The following is a 17,663-nucleotide window of genomic DNA, read 5'->3' on the forward strand; positions in this document are numbered from 1 at the left end:
AAGCAACGACGCTATTCACTGCGAAAAATAGGCACGCCCATATGACGCTCACCTTGAAAAGTGTGTTTTGGTAATAAACGCCTAGCAACAATAGGCTTACCATTTAAAACATGGTCTAGCCAATGACGATGAAGCTCTTTCGCCAAACTCAACACAGTTTTATTCGTCCACTGCCCCGCACTATAATTTAGTGCAACCTGACCTTCGACAAAAAGCATAGGTGCTTGTTTTAGAGTTTCCCCAAAATAGGGACGCAAACCAAACTTATGATGAAATTGATACAGCTGCTCTTTCTCAACAAGCTGCCCTCGTCCTGTCGATTGCATGTTAATCGACACACCTAATTCGGCAAACACCCCGACTTCAAAACGACGTAAAAGCGGAGCAATAGGTGCGCCAGAATACAAACTCTTGATTAACCATTCATATAGAGAAAACACATCTGGCAGCGGTAAATTAAGTGGTAACAACTTTTCGAGTAATTCATGGGCATATAAGGCCGCATATAGAGGCAAGCCCTCTAACGTAAGACCCGCGTTAACAGACTCCAAGCTTTTAATCGTTTTTAGCTCACTACGACCAACATAATCAATCTCAAAACACAAAAAAGGCCCAGGAATCACCCGAGCCTCTTTTTTTGGCAAACGCCACACCCCACGAATTAGGCCTTGTTCAGGCGTAAAGAGGTCTAATAATATTTTTCCATCTTGAAAAGGGCGAGTATGAATAACATAGGCAGTGGCCCGCATACTGGTTATTCCGCTTGATACCCTAAACTAGCCAAAGCTCGCTCATCATCAGACCAGCCTGAACGCACTTTAATCCACAAATTTAGCATTACCTTATGCTGAAACAGGTCTTCCATATCAATACGAGCTTCTTTACCAATCAGCTTAATTTTTTCGCCTCGATCACCAATGATAATGCGCTTTTGACCATTACGCTCAACCAAGATCAACGCACTGATATGTATCGCTGATTCTTCGTATCGGAATTCTTCAATTTGCACAGCCACTTCATAAGGCACTTCTTGGCCCAACTGCCTCGTAATTTTTTCTCGCACAATCTCGGCTGCTAGGAAACGTGAACTTCGGTTAGTGATCTGATCTTCAGGATAAAACTGCATCCCCTCAGGAATATAGCTTTCCACTAATCTTTCGAGGCGGTCGAGGTTATCATTACGCAGCGCTGAAATAGGCACGATTTGAGCAAAAGACATACGATCCGCAAAGTTAGCTAAACGCGGCAGCAGATTTTCTTTTTGATCAAATTGATCCACTTTGTTAACCACTAATATTACCGGGCAAGTAGCGTGCTTCACTTTTTGTAAAACAGACTCGTCTTCTTCCGTCCAGCGATCCCCATCAATCACAAATAGCACAACATCCACATCTTTTAATGCTGCGGTTGCCGTTTTGTTCATGATACGGTTAATCGTTTTACTTTCCCCAATGTGCAGTCCAGGCGTATCGACATAAATGACTTGTACATGCCCTTCCGTCTTCACACCAAGGATTTGATCTCGGGTGGTTTGCGGCTTACGAGAAGTAATTGATAGCTTCTGCCCTAAGATATGGTTCAACAAGGTTGATTTACCAACATTGGGCCTACCAACAATTGCTACATAACCACAATGCGTTACTGCCACTTCAGACATTTTTAGCTTCCAATTTTTTTAACGCTTTTGCTGCTGCGTTTTGCTCCGCTATGCGGCGACTATTGCCAGTTCCTTCGACAACTTCTTCTAGTAAATCGACATGACAATGGACATTAAAAGTTTGATCATGGGGATCACCTTCAATATTAATCACACTGTATTGAGGCAAAGAATATTTATGCGCCTGAAGATATTCTTGTAACAAGGTTTTAGGGTCTTTCGTCACGCTCTTCAATGAAGTGGCGTCTAATCGCGACTTGTACCAAGACAGTACATGCTGACGGCAAATATCCATTCCAGCATCAAGAAATATGGCACCAATAATACCTTCAACAGCGTCCTCTAAAATCGAGTCTCTTCTGAAGCCGCCACTCTTTAACTCCCCTGCACCAAGCTTAAGGAAATCACCAAGTTGAAACTCTCTCGCTATCTCAGCCAAGGTATCACCCTTAACTAAGGAGGCACGTAAACGACTTAGTTCCCCTTCCTTGGCTTTCGGGAAGCGATGAAATAAGTCTTCAGCAATAATGTAATTCAATATTGAGTCACCCAAGAACTCTAGGCGTTCATTGTTTTTACCGCCAAAGCTTCTATGAGTTAGAGCAAGCTCTAATAGGCCAAGGTCAGCAAAAAAGTAGCCTAGACGTCGACTCAATTTTTGATAAGGTGAATTCAAAACTTCTCCAATAATTCTTATTTAATTAGGCCATTATGTTTAAAGCTCGGAAGGCTAAAAAACTCATTCCAATATAGCCACACATAAAAAGCACGGCCTTTCATATTCTCTTCTGGCACATATCCCCAGAAACGGCTATCCGCACTGTTGTCTCGGTTATCACCCATCACAAAATAATGACCTTCCGGTACTGTCCACTCCCCTTCCTTAGGCGTGTTTCTATAACTGTTGTAGGTTTCAAACTCTACATCACCTAGGGATTCTTTAAAGACTTGAACGGGCTCTCTGCTAGGATTCAAAGACACTGACAGTTTAGCTAATAACTCTTTATCAACAGGCTCGCCATTCACTGTAAGCTCTTTATTTCGATAACTAACTTTGTCTCCAGGCAAACCAATCAAACGTTTAATATAGTTTAAGCTTGGGTTTTCAGGGTATTTAAATACCACAACATCACCACGAGATGGCGTTGTTGTTGGTATTATCGTGGTATTCAATACGGGTAAACGTACCCCATACTCAAACTTGTTCACCAAAATAAAGTCACCAATCTCCAATGTAGGCAACATAGAACCAGATGGAATTTGGAAAGGCTCAACAACAAAAGAACGCAAGCCAAAGATCACTGCAATAATCACGAAGAATGATTTGATTTCAGCGACATATTTAGGTGTGTCTGCTAGCCTTTGCTGAGCTTCTTTATTGAGTGCTTTTTTAGCTTCTGCTGGCATACTATCCAGAACCAATGCACGTTTCGGAGCATAGACAATACGATCATAGACCCAAAAGGCACCGGTAATTAAAAACGCCGCGGCTAATATCAACTCAAAATCAAACGCCATTTCACTGTTCTCCATTGGGACTTAAAAGACAGCCCCTAATTTGTCGATTAACTATCCAGCTGTAAAACCGCAAGGAAAGCAGATTGTGGTACTTCAACATTACCCACCTGCTTCATACGCTTCTTACCTTCTTTTTGCTTCTGTAATAGTTTCTTCTTACGACTGACATCACCACCATAACACTTAGCGGTTACATTTTTGCGTAAGGCTTTAACCGTTGTTCTCGAGATTACTTTGGCGCCTACGGCACCTTGAATCGCCACATCAAACATTTGACGGGGAATCAAATCTTTCATTTTTTCACACAAGGCTCGACCGCGATATTGAACATTATCCTTGTGCATAATCAAGGCTAAGGCATCTACCCTTTCACCATTGATAAGGATATCTAAACGACATAATGGCGCTGCTGAGAAGTGAGAAAAACTGTAGTCCAAAGACGCAAAGCCACGGCTACAAGATTTCAACTTATCAAAGAAATCCATCACTACTTCGTTCATTGGTAACTCATAACGTAATTGCACTTGTCGACCGACATATTGCATGTCTTTTTGTACACCACGTTTCTCGATACACAAAGTAATTACATTACCCAAATATTCCTGCGGTACTAAAATATTCGCTTCTACAATAGGCTCACGCATCTCTTTCACTGTGCCTGGATCAGGCATTTTAGATGGGCTGTCAACGTAGATTACTTCACCGTTGTTTAGTTCAATTTCAAATACAACCGTAGGTGCTGTGGTAATCAAATCCAAGTTGTATTCACGTTCCAAACGCTCTTGGATGATTTCCATATGTAGCATACCTAGGAAGCCACAACGGAAACCAAAACCTAGCGCATCCGAACTTTCAGGTTCGAAAAACAAGGAAGCGTCATTCAATGTCAGTTTTTCTAGTGCAACGCGGAAATCTTCGTAATCATCAGAGCTAACAGGGAAAACACCTGCATACACCTGCGGTTTAACTTTCTGGAAACCGTCTAGCTGCTCTACATTTGGCGTTGCAGCGTGGGTAATGGTATCCCCGACTGGCGCCCCGTGAATGTCTTTGATACCAGCAACGACATAGCCCACTTCACCCGCTTTTAAGATACCAGTGTCTTTACGTTTTGGAGTAAAGATACCTACCATATCTACAGGGTGAGCTTGCTTAGTCGATTTAATGAAAATCTTGTCTTTCTTACGCAAAGTTCCTTGTTTAATTCGAACAAGGGAGACAACACCCAAATAGTTATCAAACCATGAGTCGATAATCAGCGCTTGAAGCGGCGCATCCACATCCCCTTCAGGGGCAGGGACAGTTGCAACCAAACGTTCAAGCACATCATCAACACCCATGCCGGTTTTCGCTGAGCAGGTCACCGCGCCCATAGCGTCGATACCAATGATCTCTTCAATTTCTTCGCTTACACGATCTGGCTCTGCTTGAGGTAAGTCAATCTTATTTAAGACAGGCATTACTTCTAGGCCTTGTTCAATCGCCGTGTAACAGTTCGCGACCGATTGAGCTTCAACACCCTGTGCTGCATCAACCACCAGCAAGGCACCTTCACAAGCAGCTAAAGAGCGAGATACTTCATAAGAGAAATCCACATGCCCAGGAGTGTCGATAAAGTTTAATTGATAAACCTCACCGTCTTTCGCATGGTAATCCAAGGTCACACTCTGAGCTTTGATGGTGATTCCACGCTCTCGTTCAATGTCCATTGAGTCAAGAACCTGAGCTGACATTTCACGCTCACTCAAGCCTTCACAAGTTTGAATAAAGCGATCTGCTAAGGTGGATTTACCGTGATCGATATGGGCGATAATACTAAAATTACGTATGTGCTTAAGATTTTTTGAAGACACTATTTACTCACACTATGACAGCGATATTTGAATGATTATTCTTCACTTTTAACCCAAGAATAAAAAAGTATGGATTAATAAGTTATTAGAATTGAAATTGCCGAGCATTCTACCGAAAATTACGCTAGGACTCCATTGATATTAGTGATTCAACCAAGTCTCCAGCTTTTATGTCGTTAAGCTAAATCAGCGCCTTTTTTTGCAAAATTCTTTCTACCGTATCGACGGTCGCTTGAGTATGGGCATCTATTTCTAAATTGACTCTATCCCCTACTAACAACTCACCAAAGGTTGTCAGTCTCAATGTTTCAGGAATCAATGACACTTCCAACCAATCTTCGCCAATATCGCTGATAGTTAAACTGGCCCCATTTAAGCCCACATAGCCTTTATCAAATAAGTAACGACGGGCATCCACCTTTTGCTGTTGGTCAGTAACAAAGCGGATATGCACACTTTCCGCATTCCTTTCTACCTTTGAGACCCCAACCGTTGTCATGATATGGCCAGACATAATATGACCACCGATTTCATCTCCCATCTTGGCGGCGCGCTCAAAGTTCACTCGTTGACCAGCCATTAAGCTACCTATGTTAGTAAGAGCTGAAGTGGTATCAATCACATCAAATGCTAAAGAGTCTTCTGCAATGTCTGCTACCGTTAAACAAACACCATTGATCGCCACACTTGCACCTAGTTGTTGCTCTGACATAACCCCAGACGGAAAATCAACTTGTAGACGCTTATTAACGCCCATTTCCAAGACGGCTGAAACAGTAGCAATCCCCTGAACAATACCGGTAAACATAAAGACCTCTTTGTAATAAAAAACTAATTTAATACAGCCAAAGCTATTTTAAATAACATATGTAGAAAAAATGAACGTCAAACCTTTAGGCTAGGAAAATAAAGCCATAGAGCGAGTTATCACCTGTTCACCAATAGGGTTATCCACAGGTGGCGGGGATAACCCTATTGGAAGAGCAACACCCATTATCAAGTATTTTTAGTCGACAAAAAACAAAAAACCGCTTTTAAAAAGCGGTTTTCATATACGAGGTTACTGACTTAAGCATCAATCACTCTGAAAGTGCTTCTATCATTTCTTGTGTTACCAAAGTAATACCATCTTTGTTTCGGTAGAAGCGCTCTGCATCTGCAACAGCGTCTTCACCAATAATAGTACCTTCTGGAATACGACAATCAGAATCCACAACAACATTCGTTAAACGACAATGCCTACCTATATCACAACGTGGCAGCACTACAGATTTGTTCACATAGGAAAAGGAGTTAACTCGAACATTGTTAAATAGAATGGACTTATCAACGGTGGAGCCCGATACGATACAGCCTGCTGAGACAACTGAATTCAGAGCTGTGCCAATGCGTTCTTCATAATTGTAATTAAACTTAGCGGCCGGTCTTTGATATTGAGTCGTTCTGATAGGCCAATCTTCATCATATAGATCCAACTCAGGAACTAGACGAGTCAGGTCCATATTGGCTTCCCAATAGGCAGTCAGTGTACCTACATCTCTCCAATAAGGTTTATCTGGGTATTCTTCATTTTTAATAGCACTACGAACATAGTGATGGGCTTTAATTTTACTGCGGCCCACAAATAATGGAATTAGGTCTTTACCAAAGTCGTGGCTAGAATCATTGTCACTTGCATCTGATCTTAGGTTTTCAGACAAAAATTTCGTGCTAAAAATATAGATGCCCATACTGGCAAGACTAACATCATCTTTACCAGGCATTGTCGGAGGATTAGAAGGTTTCTCTTCAAAGGCAATAATATTGTCATCTTCGTCGATATGCATAATACCGAACTGATCAGCTTCTTTAATCGGCACTTCAATACAAGCCACTGTAACATCAGCGTTATTATCTATGTGTTCTTGTAACATCACACTGTAATCTTGTTTATAAACATGATCACCAGCAAGGATTAGGATATATTCGCTGTCTAAGCTCTCTATCATGGATAGGTTTTGGTAAACGGCATCCGCAGTACCTTGATACCAATCGCCACCTGTCTGCTGCTGAGCAGGCCATAGCTCAATAAACTCATTAAAGTCTGACCGTAAGAAGTTCCAGCCACGCTGAATATGCTGGTTCAATGTATGTGAGCGATATTGAGTTAATACAGCTATTTGACGCATCCCTGAATTAATACAGTTAGATAGAGGAAAGTCGACTATCTTATATTTACCTGCAATGGGAACGGCAGGCTTAGACCGATTATCCGTGAGTTGCTTCAATCTAGAACCACGTCCGCCGGCTAAAATAATAGACACTGTTTTCATACGTGCTGTATTTAAATCCATAAAATTCCCTTAATATTCTTCACTCGATATTTTGAGTTTAGTTTAGTTACGCTGTTTATTTTTATTAACACTAAAACAAATAAGATGATACGAAATGAAAATTCTCTTTCTTGCCTCCGAAATTTACCCTCTAATCAAAACTGGCGGATTGGCCGATGTCGCAGGAGCACTTCCTGTGGCCCTACGAAAAAAAGGACATGATGTTAAACTTATCATGCCTGCCTACCAAAACATACTGGAAAAAGTTGCTCCGATCCAAAAGACTATCAATCTTGGCAACCCGTTTAATAGAGGGGATTTGTTACTTTTAGAAACTCACATTCCTGAAAGCGATACTCCTATTTGGTTATTACAATGCCAAGCGCTTTTCGAAAGAGAGGATGGTCCTTATGTCGACAATAACGGCATTGATTATGAAGACAACCATATTCGCTTTGCCGCTTTATCTTGGGCCGCTGCCACTCTATCTCTTCATGGTAATTTAATTGGTTGGCAAGCCGACATATTACATCTAAACGATTGGCAGACAGGCTTAGCTGCGGCTTATTTAAAAAGTTGGAAAGTGAAGCACATTCCTATCGTGACAACCGTTCACAATCTACGCTATAACGGCAGTTTTGAAATGAGTAAGTTTGCTGATACACATTTATCAGCAGAGTTATTGGACATGCACGGAATGGAGTTCTACGGGCGTTTTTCAGCGTTAAAAGCTGGACTTGTCTACTCTGATGCGATTACGACAGTGAGCCCAACTTATGCCAAAGAGATTCTTACGTCAGAATATGGCGACGGATTAGATGGTACATTACGCTCCATGCAAGACAAGCTACATGGCATTCTAAACGGTGTTGATTACAACCAGTGGTCACCGGAAAAAGATACCATCATTGAAGAAAACTACTCTTTAAACACACTAGATAAAAAGCAAACCAACAAGCTTGCACTTTTGCGAGAAAATTCGCTTCCTGAAGACTTGAGCCAACCTATCTTTGGTGTAGTCAGCAGATTAACAGAGCAAAAAGGTCTAGACCTTCTTTTAGAAGCGATGCCCGCTCTTCTTAACAAAGGAGCTCGTTTAGTATTGCTAGGGTCTGGAGACAAACACCTTGAATCGGCTTACTTAAAGTTACAAGAAGATTACCCACAGCAGGTAGCAATACGCGTAGGTTACTCTGAAGACTACTCTCACCGATTGCAAGCAGGTGTAGATGCGCTATTAATACCGTCTAGATTCGAACCTTGCGGCTTAACCCAATTGTATGCATTAAAGTACGGCACTCTACCTATAGTTCGCCAGACAGGAGGGCTCGCTGATACCGTTTTTGAAGGTGGAGATAAACCAAATGGATTTGTTTTCCATGACGCTGATGTACCTTCTCTAGAAGCTGCGATGGTACGTTGTTACGATAGCTTCACAAGCGAAGACGCTAGCTTTGAAGAAAAGCAACGCAATGCCATGTCTTATGACTTCAGCTGGGACTCAGTTACAGACCAGTGGATAGAACTTTATGAGTCTTTAACGAGAGAATAATCTCGTACCTGACCAATAAAAAAGGCATTGGTAACTTACCAATGCCTTTTTTATTACTTTTCATTAACACGAATTACAGAGCCCCTTCTAGCAAGGCGACTAATATTATTGTAAATGCCAGTCCTCAGAGCCCTTTAAGATTGCTTCATTAATAAAACCTTCCCTTTTCATATCAACCAAAGCCATTTCAATTTTTTGCTTGATAAGCGGGGTATTACATGGTGATTTTTTTGATAAGGTAAGATAAATACCTTCGCTGCTAATATGTGGCTCAGCTGGAATCACTTGCCCCGAAAGGTTCAATAGATCAACGTATGCTGTTGCAGGGTTTTTCTCGTAAAGAAAATAATCAACTTTACTGTTTACCAAGAGTTCCAGTGCCTTTTGCACACTAGAGACAGTTAATATATTTAGTCGACGGCGAGCATAGGAATCAAACTCTTCGCCAAAACTGTTATTGATAACGGTAACACCCCACTTACCCTCTAGATCTTCCTTTGTATTAAAGGTGAATAAATGTTGCTTATTTTGCCAAACCACACTTCGGGTATGAAATATAATCGGCATAAAATATTCCATGTAATTAGCCCGTTCGTTGGTATAAAACGCACCAGCAAGCAAGTCTTTCTCACCATTCCTGACATCACTTTGAGCTTGCGACCAAAGCCCTGAATGTGTCATTGATAAGGGTATATCTATACGCTTACTAAGTTCATCCATTATATGCCGAATAGCGCCGATCAGCTGACTTGGCTCCGTATGGCTTTGCCAAATAAAGGGAGGGTATTCTGAATTACCGGTAGCTGAGATAGAGGTACAATTCGACTCCAAAGAAGAATCCAAATTCTGTTCGGCAAAAGCAAAATTAACAAACAGAACCCCTAACACAAAACTAAGAAATGACGATTTTCTTAATCCCATAAACTTTACCTATCTATTATTGGTAGATTACTTAAGGGACATTCTTTATTAAGCCTAATAAGCTATAAAAAAAACGCTATTTAAATAAAATGATTGGAAACAATTATATGCAAAAAAACCAATACCAACCATACAGTCAAGATGAATTATATTTATAAAAACTAACCGTTTAACAAAAACTTACAAGATCAAAACGGCCACAAACACAAAGACCGCCCCTTAGGCTGAGTGCCTTCAAGAAAGGCTAGCTCTTCCTTTTCCTCACACCGACTTGACGCCACCGAAAACTTGTCTTTTAAAACATTCATTCGTCGTGCACCATTTGGTAACGTATCTGGCAATGATCGAGGACCAACTTCTTCTGTAAAGTCGATCCATACCTTCTGAGCCCCACTACTGCCGGTGATACTCAAGGGCTGGTTATCATCATCACCAAGCCAAACCGTTGACGCATGATCTCCTGTTATCCCCACAAACCAACTGTCCCTTTGATTATTGGTAGTGCCTGTTTTGGCTGCGAAATATAGATTAGGGAACACGGCCTGAGAAGCTTTGGCTGTGCCTAATTTAGGCGTTTTTGTCATGCCATCTAACGCTACCGCCAAAACAGCATCCGTAAATGGTACATCTGCCCGCCGATCAAAGCGTTTAATTAAGTTATCATCTTGATCCATGACCGCAAGCACTACACCCAAGTCACTGCTTTTTCCTTGAGAAGCAATTGGTTGGTAAAGACGAGACACTTCAAAAGGTGACAACTCTAGCGCTCCTAAGGCCGTGGAAGGGCGCATCACAAATGGCCTTTTAACACCTAACTGTCTTAGCGTATCCCCAACACGATCAAAGCCTATATCATTAGCAAGGGACAAAGTTGCTAAGTTATAAGATTTGGCCAAGGCTTCATAAAGGTGGACTTCACCATGGGTTTTACGATCATAGTTCGAGGGTTCCCATATCTGCCCTCCTACGTCAAAACGCATTGCTTTGTCTTCTACCTTTGACCACCACGTATAACGCCCTGTCGCTAAAGCTGATAAATACAAAGGCGGTTTAACCAGCGAACCTATTGGTCGCACAGCTCCCAGAGCACGATTGAAGCCAGTATAATAATCTCCGCTAGAGCCTACGATAGCGCGAACCTGCCCAGATAAACGGTCAGTCACCACCATTGCCCCCTGCAAGCCTTTTAAACCGCTATCTCGCTTAACTAAGTTAGCCACTTGTTGACGCATAGCCTTGTTTGCTGCTCTCTGAGCACGAATATCCACACCCGTATAAATTCGCAAATTTTCTGTTGCCAACGTTTTTTCGTCAAAATCACGGGATAGCTGCATAGCAACAAAGTCCAAGTAATCGCCATACACTGAGCGAGTTCGACGTTGCTTGACCAATAAAACAGGGCGTTTGATTAAAGTGTTGTAATCTGAGGATTTAAGTCGACCAAGGTCTTTAAGAATAGCCAACACAGTATTCCGACGCTCTTTAGAACGTGTAGGTGAGCGTTCAGGATTATATAAAGAAGGTCCTTTCACCATTCCAACCAACAACGCAAATTCATCAATATTTAATTCATTAACAGGACGACCAAAAAAGTGCTGGCTGGCTGCAGAAAAACCATGCAACGCACTCCTGCCAAGCTGCGCTAAATATACCTCGTTAATATAAGCCGTAAGGATGGCCTCTTTCGAATAATGGTACTCAAGCAACAAGCTCATCACCACTTCTGTTAACTTGCGTGTATAGGTGCGTTCAGAGCTTAAATACATATTCTTAACAAGTTGCTGGGTAAGAGTTGACCCTCCCTGACGACGGGCACCTTGAGTTAGGTTGACTACAAAGGCACGAGCAATGCCTGATAACGATATCCCCCAGTGCTGATAGAAGTCTCTATCTTCCACTGCTATCAAAATATCTATCAAAGGCTTAGGAATCTCGTCGTAGGTCAAAATATGACGGCTTTCTGTATTACCTCCATATAAATAGCCGATGCGTTGAGGTTCAATTCTTGCTTCTTCAACCGCTTCACCGCCAAGGGTTTGAATACCAAGGCGACCACCATTAAATGTGAAGATACGCCGTTGGCTTTCATGAAAGCCCAAGTGATCAACATAAGAGCGTAGATGTGCACTCACCTTACTTGTGCTTCTAGCGGCCCAACCAACATTTTGGCTATTTTTACCAAACCGATAGCCAGTTTCTTCAAGCAGGTTTTCAAGGCTAGATTTTTCCCAAGGCGAGCCGGCTTTAAGAACGATTGGCGCACTATAAACTTCAGAAGGCACTTGCCACTTCTGTCCCTCAAAGCGCTCAACCACTTGTCCATTTAGCCACCACACCCAAATAGCAAGGGGGATACTCAAAATGATGGCGGCTAGCGTCCCCCATTTAAAGCAAAAAAAGAACACTTTCTTCAATAGGGAAGGTTTATTGGCCTTTTTCTTCTTTCGAGGGGAGTTTTTACGTACGGGTTTGCGTTTAGCCACTGGCTTAGCTTTAGATTTTCTTGATGTCATGGGTGAAGTATAAGGAGCCATTAGAACACAGGCAATGGGACTTGCTAAAACTAACTCATTCTTTACATGTTGACTCGCACAACATGGCGCTTTAGAGTAATTAATGTGGGTAAAGCGTAACTCACACTTACTTAAATACTAATTCAGCCACTATATAATAAAAGCGCGGTCACCTTGTGTTTCATAAGTACCTTATCCCCAATACAAGCAAACTCGGTGAAGGAGAAGTTCAAGCCCTTCAGCTCGCCAATCAGGACCTTTTAATTACTAAACAACAAGGTCAAATCATAGTTTACAAAAACCTCTGCCCTCATCAGAATAAACGCTTAAATTGGTCGAGCACAGCTCCTCTTGATGAAGACGGGGACTATATACAATGCGATCACCATGGCGCTCTTTTTTCACTACAAGATGGCTGCTGTATTACCGGACCTTGCAGTGGAATGGCACTACAGAAGGAAATACTGGGAATAGAGCAAGGGAATTACTATTTACTACTCTCTTAACAATACAATTTCTTAATATGAGGCGATTAAAACACCATGATGTACATCTTGCCTCTGCTTAAGAGAGTCCTTTTTTGGGCTAGTCTTTTCGTTTTCACAACGGCATCCAATGCTGCTTTATCAACCGACTTACATGTTGCTGTCGCAACAAACTTTATACTACCAGCAAAACAAATAGCTCAAGAGTTCGAGGCAGAAACGGGAAACTCCATACAACTGTCCTTTGCATCATCCGGCAAACTTTTCGCCCAAATTCACCATAATGCCCCTTATGATATTTTCCTTTCTGCTGATCTAATCAAACCACAAAGACTCATCGAGGCACAAAAGGCAGAAAAAACTAGTTTGGCTGTGTATGCAAAAGGTAAATTAGTTGTATGGTCCAGATCTCCATTTACCGCCACAGATTTAAAAACGGCTATTTCAAATGCCCAACATATTGCGATCGCAAACCCAAGGTTTGCACCTTATGGTGTGGCTGCAGAAGAAAGTCTGCGGAGCCTATCTTTGTGGGAGGGCTCTAAAGAAAAATTAGTGAAAGGAGAAAGTGTCGGACAAGCCTTTCAATTTGCTTACTCTCAAAATGCCGATATAGGTTTGATTGCCCTTTCCCAAGCACTTAGCCGTCCCCAACTAGGCTATTACTTAGAAGTACCAACACGCCTTCACAAGGAAATACATCAAGCAGGTGTGGTTCTATCGACAACGGAAAAACCTGTATTAGCCCATCAATTTATGGCATTTTTAATGCGTGCCGACATTCAGGCCAAAATCGCCCAATTCGGGTATGAACACACTATACATTAGGCCGAATTGATGCAACTTAGCCCAGAAGACATTGGAGCCATATGGCTTACGCTAAAACTTGCTAGTGTCGTGACGGTTTTATTAATCATCATGGGCACTCCCTTAGCTTGGTGGTTGGCAAGAACTCATTCTTGGCTAAAAGGGCCAATTAACGCAATCGTTACCATGCCGTTAATTTTGCCGCCTACCGTACTGGGTTTTTACCTATTAATATTACTTGGCCCCAATGGCATGGTTGGACAAACTCTAGAACAATTAGGCTTATCAGCTTTACCCTTTAGCTTTAACGGTCTAGTCATTGCCTCTATGTTGTATTCATTACCCTTTGTTATACAACCGCTGCAAAATACCTTTGCTGCCATTGGAAATAAACCTTTGGAAGCCGCCGCTACACTTAGAGCCTCACCTCTAGAGTCTTTTTTCACTGTCGTCTTGCCCCTCGCTAAACACGGTTATCTTAGCGCTGCGGTTTTAGGCTTTGCTCACACAGTGGGCGAGTTTGGAGTTGTACTCATGATAGGTGGCAATATAGCAAATGAGACTCAGGTCATTTCCGTGCAAATATATGATCATGTTGAAGCCCTTGAATATGACCAAGCCCATACTCTGTCATTGATCATGATTGTTTTTTCTTTTCTTGTTTTAACACTTCTATACAAGACAAAAAAGCGCCAGAAAACATCAAGTGAGGGCGTTTTATGAGCAAAATCCAGAAGCCAGCAACAAAAAGTAGAAACGGTTTAAGAGTATGCCTTCAACAGCAATACGCATCGACTTCTGACTTTTCTTTACACCTAGACCTAGACATTCCAAGCACGGGTGTTACCGCGATCTTTGGCCCTTCCGGTTCAGGAAAAACAACGCTGTTACGTTGTATCGCTGGGCTAGAAGACAGGCTGACAGGGAATATATCACTACATGACGATGAATGGCTGTCTCCTTCTTCATGCCTTCCGCCCCATAAACGTCCCGTTGGCTACGTATTCCAAGAAGCAAACCTCTTCCCTCACTTAACTGCTAAAAGTAATCTGGAGTTTGCCTGTAAAAGAGCAACTAAGGTGACACCTTCAATAAGTTATGAGGAAGTGATTCAGCTGCTTAACATCGCACCTATTTTATCCCACTATCCTTCAGAGCTTTCCGGTGGAGAGCGTCAACGTGTCGCCATAGCCAGAGCACTCTTAATACAACCTAAATTGCTCTTGATGGATGAGCCCCTCACTGCTCTAGATGAAACCTTAAAACAGGAAATCCTCCCCTATCTAGAAAAGGTATGCAGACAAGCCAATATGCCAATCTTATATGTCAGTCACTCTTTGGATGAAGTCATACGTTTAGCAGATTCCATGATTGTCCTAGATAAAGGCAGAGTTATTGAGCAAGGTAATACCCAAGACTTATTAGGGCAGTTAGGTACGGCATTTTCACACCATCAAGGTGCAAGTGTCGTTATATCAGGAAAAGTTAGTGAAAGGCTGGAAGAGTGGGGCTTATCTCGATTAGAGGTCAATGGACAAGATATAAAAATACAAAGTGGGGAAGAAAAGGTCGGCGATACTTTGCGTATTCGTGTGCAAGCTAAAGACGTGAGTCTCACCTTAGCAGAAGATGAGAAGTCTAGCATTCTCAATCGTTTAAAAGTGTCTGTAGATGATATAGCACGCGACCCTAAAGACCAAAGCATGGTATTAGTGAGACTGCTTGCTGGTGATACTCCTATCTTAGCTAGAATAACTCGTTTATCCGCCCACACACTAGACCTTAAGAAAGGGCAACATACCATAGCTCAAATAAAGTCTGTCGCCCTGCTAAGGTAATAACTTAAGTCTAAAGATAAATCTAGCAAGGTTTCATAACCCAAGATAAAACGGTGTTTTCGTAGCCATCTTCAATTTTATATTCTCGATAGCCTTTCGATATAGCCACACCGATTAAATACATTTGACCATCAGCCAATTTAATCGCTGTTGCTAAAGAACCACGATCATTCAGCTCAACTCGGTCTATTTCAGGCGCAAAAGTTTCGCCTATTGGAAACTCTTCTGATGTACTAGAAAGAATAAGCCCTTGCTCATTAGTAAATAGCGCTTTAGCTCCTTCTATCACTTTCCCATCTTCTTCTTTGGGAAGAATATCGTTCAAGATAGCTGAAAATTCCACGGTGGAGTCAAATACGATACCTATACCGCCCACAATATCATTTTGGTTATCTTGATCACGCAAAGCCGCGTTATAAATATAAGTAGACTCCCCTTGGTAACAATCAAACTTCTCAAATGGAGAGACACTGTATTGATATGGTGAAGTAAATTGAAAAATATCTTTGGCACCTGAGTGAGGCTCAACAAGGGTACCTATAGAGTCGCTATAAGTATCATCAGAAAAAGCGATATAGCGCCCCTGTTTATCATAAACATACAAGGTATGATAAACCGTATAGAGTGAGTGAATTGTAGAAAGCGTTTCCTTAATAATCTCCACATCTACCACTTTTGAAGACAAAGCTTTACGCAGTAAATTGCTTAAGCCCCACCAGCGACAATCATTAGCTCGCTCGAATAGGTTACGATCCATAATATCGACCGCAAGACCAGCTTGCAGTCGTATAGCTTCCAACTGGCCTGCAATAATAGTCGAGAATAATGACTCTATTGATTGGGCAAAAATATCATCTATGTCTTGACCAATTCTCTTGATCGCTTCTAACACAGGCATAAACTCAGTCGCATCTTTACGTGCAGCAGTAATAATTCCATTTAAAACGATCAGCTGTAAGTCATCATTTACCAGCTGAGACTGATGACGCACATCAAATAAATCTGCAGAAATTAAACCACCTAAATCCTTAATAAGCGCAGCGTTGCCCTCTTTACCACGATCACTTGAGCCTACCTCATATCCAATATTTTCAAGAGGTAGGAGAGAAGCCATATGCCAGTTGCTGGGACCAGCGTAGCCTTGGTATTCCTGACCACTAACGCACACTTTTAGTACCTTTTTACTATTAAAGGTTTCCAGACTAGGTGATTCAGATAAAGCTACACGAGAAGTACCATCGACTAAATTATGGTGGGGTGCATAAATTACCTCTCCCGCCCCATTAGTGAGCAAAAAGTGATCATCCTCCCCTTTCATCATCAAATTCTTAACAATGCCCTCCAACTCATTGCTGAAACGAAAACACAGTACGATCACACCGACCACTGTATCTCCATCTTTAACCGCATTGGCGTATAACAAATTTGACTCACGCTCTCCCATCAACTTAGATTTGCCAAAATATTCAACATAGTCATTTGGGTTGTTCAAAGCATCTTTGATAAATCTGTCCTGAACTTGCCCACCTCTACTGGGCTGGCTTAACTGGAACGCAACATCACCATTTGGCTTCAACAATATGGCATCTTGATAAACAGAATAGATATTAATATAAGACTGAAGGCGATCATTTATAAAGCGTTTAGCATCATCTTGAATATGATTTTCTTTAAGGAATTCAACAACATCGTTATCGGTGGATAGGAAACCAATATCGGCTGTTCTTTCAAACAAGTTGCGAATTAATACATCTATCCCCATTTGGCAACGGGAGTTATTTTGGAAAATAATCTTTCGCGAGTGCTCATTAATCAAACTAGTGATTAGGCGTTTTTGTAGAGTATTAAACTGATCTAGTGTTGTCTCCATATCTTGTAAAATAGTGGAAGCAACCTCAAAGCTATTTATCTTTCCAATTAAGGCTATTTTCTCCCACCAAGTACTTAGAGATTTTAATCCTTTATCATACTGATCAACACTTTTGAGAACTCGCTTCATCGCATCTTGATTAGAAGACAGAAAAGTTTCCACAATTTTACCCTACAGCTTTATAAAGACACTGAAATAAAGCAAAAAACGCACCGATAAAGCACAGGCAAACATAAATAATCGTTATAACGCACAAAAATGTACTAAAAGAATAAAAAGAGATACTTTATTGCTCACTGCGCAAATCTACTAAGAAAATAATATTTATCTTTCTCTC

Annotated in this window: 15 protein-coding genes; 5 read left to right on the forward strand and 10 right to left on the reverse strand. The window is 41.5% G+C overall.

The window, feature by feature from the left end:
- Positions 1-11: 11 nt before the first annotated feature.
- The 7 genes from recO to glgC form a co-directional block, all read right to left on the reverse strand.
- Positions 12-749: a DNA repair protein RecO gene (gene recO / locus OFY17_RS13280; RefSeq protein ID WP_263531220.1), complete on the reverse strand. Its 738-nt coding sequence runs from the start codon at positions 747-749 to the stop codon at positions 12-14.
- Between the two features lie 5 nt (positions 750-754).
- On the reverse strand, positions 755-1,657 hold the full coding sequence (gene era, locus OFY17_RS13285) for a GTPase Era (protein ID WP_263531221.1): 903 nt from the start codon (positions 1,655-1,657) through the stop codon (positions 755-757).
- A complete protein-coding gene (rnc, locus tag OFY17_RS13290; RefSeq protein WP_263531222.1) occupies positions 1,650-2,333 on the reverse strand; it encodes a ribonuclease III in 684 nt (227 codons plus the stop codon). Before rnc ends, era begins: the two co-directional genes overlap by 8 nt.
- A 17-nt stretch (positions 2,334-2,350) precedes the next feature.
- A complete protein-coding gene (gene lepB / locus OFY17_RS13295; protein ID WP_263531223.1) occupies positions 2,351-3,175 on the reverse strand; it encodes a signal peptidase I in 825 nt (274 codons plus the stop codon).
- Between the two features lie 47 nt (positions 3,176-3,222).
- Complete coding sequence (lepA, locus tag OFY17_RS13300) at positions 3,223-5,028, reverse strand: translation elongation factor 4 (RefSeq protein WP_263531224.1); 1,806 nt, start codon at positions 5,026-5,028, stop codon at positions 3,223-3,225.
- A gap of 181 nt (positions 5,029-5,209) precedes the next feature.
- On the reverse strand, positions 5,210-5,836 hold the full coding sequence (locus tag OFY17_RS13305) for a riboflavin synthase subunit alpha (RefSeq protein WP_263531225.1): 627 nt from the start codon (positions 5,834-5,836) through the stop codon (positions 5,210-5,212).
- A gap of 271 nt (positions 5,837-6,107) precedes the next feature.
- Entirely contained in the window at positions 6,108-7,361 is a 1,254-nt protein-coding gene (gene glgC / locus OFY17_RS13310) for a glucose-1-phosphate adenylyltransferase (protein WP_263531226.1), read from the reverse strand.
- 94 nt (positions 7,362-7,455) lie between these two features.
- Here glgC and glgA point away from each other — a divergent pair, with 94 nt between their 5' ends.
- On the forward strand, positions 7,456-8,892 hold the full coding sequence (gene glgA / locus OFY17_RS13315; RefSeq protein ID WP_263531227.1) for a glycogen synthase GlgA: 1,437 nt from the start codon (positions 7,456-7,458) through the stop codon (positions 8,890-8,892).
- A 105-nt stretch (positions 8,893-8,997) separates the two neighbouring features.
- On the opposite strand, the gene OFY17_RS13320 is transcribed toward glgA, so the two are convergent.
- Positions 8,998-9,813, reverse strand: coding sequence for a substrate-binding periplasmic protein (locus OFY17_RS13320; RefSeq protein ID WP_263531228.1), 816 nt, complete (start codon positions 9,811-9,813; stop codon positions 8,998-9,000).
- A gap of 188 nt (positions 9,814-10,001) precedes the next feature.
- A complete protein-coding gene (locus OFY17_RS13325) occupies positions 10,002-12,296 on the reverse strand; it encodes a transglycosylase domain-containing protein (protein WP_263531229.1) in 2,295 nt (764 codons plus the stop codon).
- Between the two features lie 206 nt (positions 12,297-12,502).
- Here OFY17_RS13325 and OFY17_RS13330 point away from each other — a divergent pair, with 206 nt between their 5' ends.
- From OFY17_RS13330 to modC, 4 genes are read left to right on the forward strand one after another with little or no spacing between them, the layout of a single operon-like run.
- Positions 12,503-12,832, forward strand: coding sequence for a Rieske (2Fe-2S) protein (locus OFY17_RS13330; protein WP_263531230.1), 330 nt, complete (start codon positions 12,503-12,505; stop codon positions 12,830-12,832).
- Positions 12,833-12,868: 36 nt separating this feature from the next.
- Positions 12,869-13,639 (forward strand): molybdate ABC transporter substrate-binding protein, encoded by a 771-nt coding sequence (modA, locus tag OFY17_RS13335; RefSeq protein WP_263531231.1) that lies wholly within the window; start codon positions 12,869-12,871, stop codon positions 13,637-13,639.
- A gap of 9 nt (positions 13,640-13,648) precedes the next feature.
- Positions 13,649-14,341, forward strand: a complete 693-nt coding sequence (gene modB / locus OFY17_RS13340) for a molybdate ABC transporter permease subunit (RefSeq protein ID WP_263531232.1) — start codon at positions 13,649-13,651, stop codon at positions 14,339-14,341.
- Positions 14,338-15,456 carry a molybdenum ABC transporter ATP-binding protein gene (gene modC, locus OFY17_RS13345; protein ID WP_263531233.1) on the forward strand — a complete coding sequence of 373 codons (1,119 nt, stop codon included), beginning with the start codon at positions 14,338-14,340 and terminating at the stop codon, positions 15,454-15,456. The genes modB and modC overlap by 4 nt, the downstream gene beginning before the upstream one ends.
- Before the next feature lie 22 nt (positions 15,457-15,478).
- On the opposite strand, the gene OFY17_RS13350 is transcribed toward modC, so the two are convergent.
- Positions 15,479-17,488 (reverse strand): cache domain-containing protein, encoded by a 2,010-nt coding sequence (locus OFY17_RS13350; protein WP_263531234.1) that lies wholly within the window; start codon positions 17,486-17,488, stop codon positions 15,479-15,481.
- Between the last annotated feature and the right edge of the window lie 175 nt (positions 17,489-17,663).

Origin of the sequence: Marinomonas sargassi (genome assembly GCF_025716875.1) — a bacterium.
GTDB lineage: Bacteria > Pseudomonadota > Gammaproteobacteria > Pseudomonadales > Marinomonadaceae > Marinomonas > Marinomonas sargassi.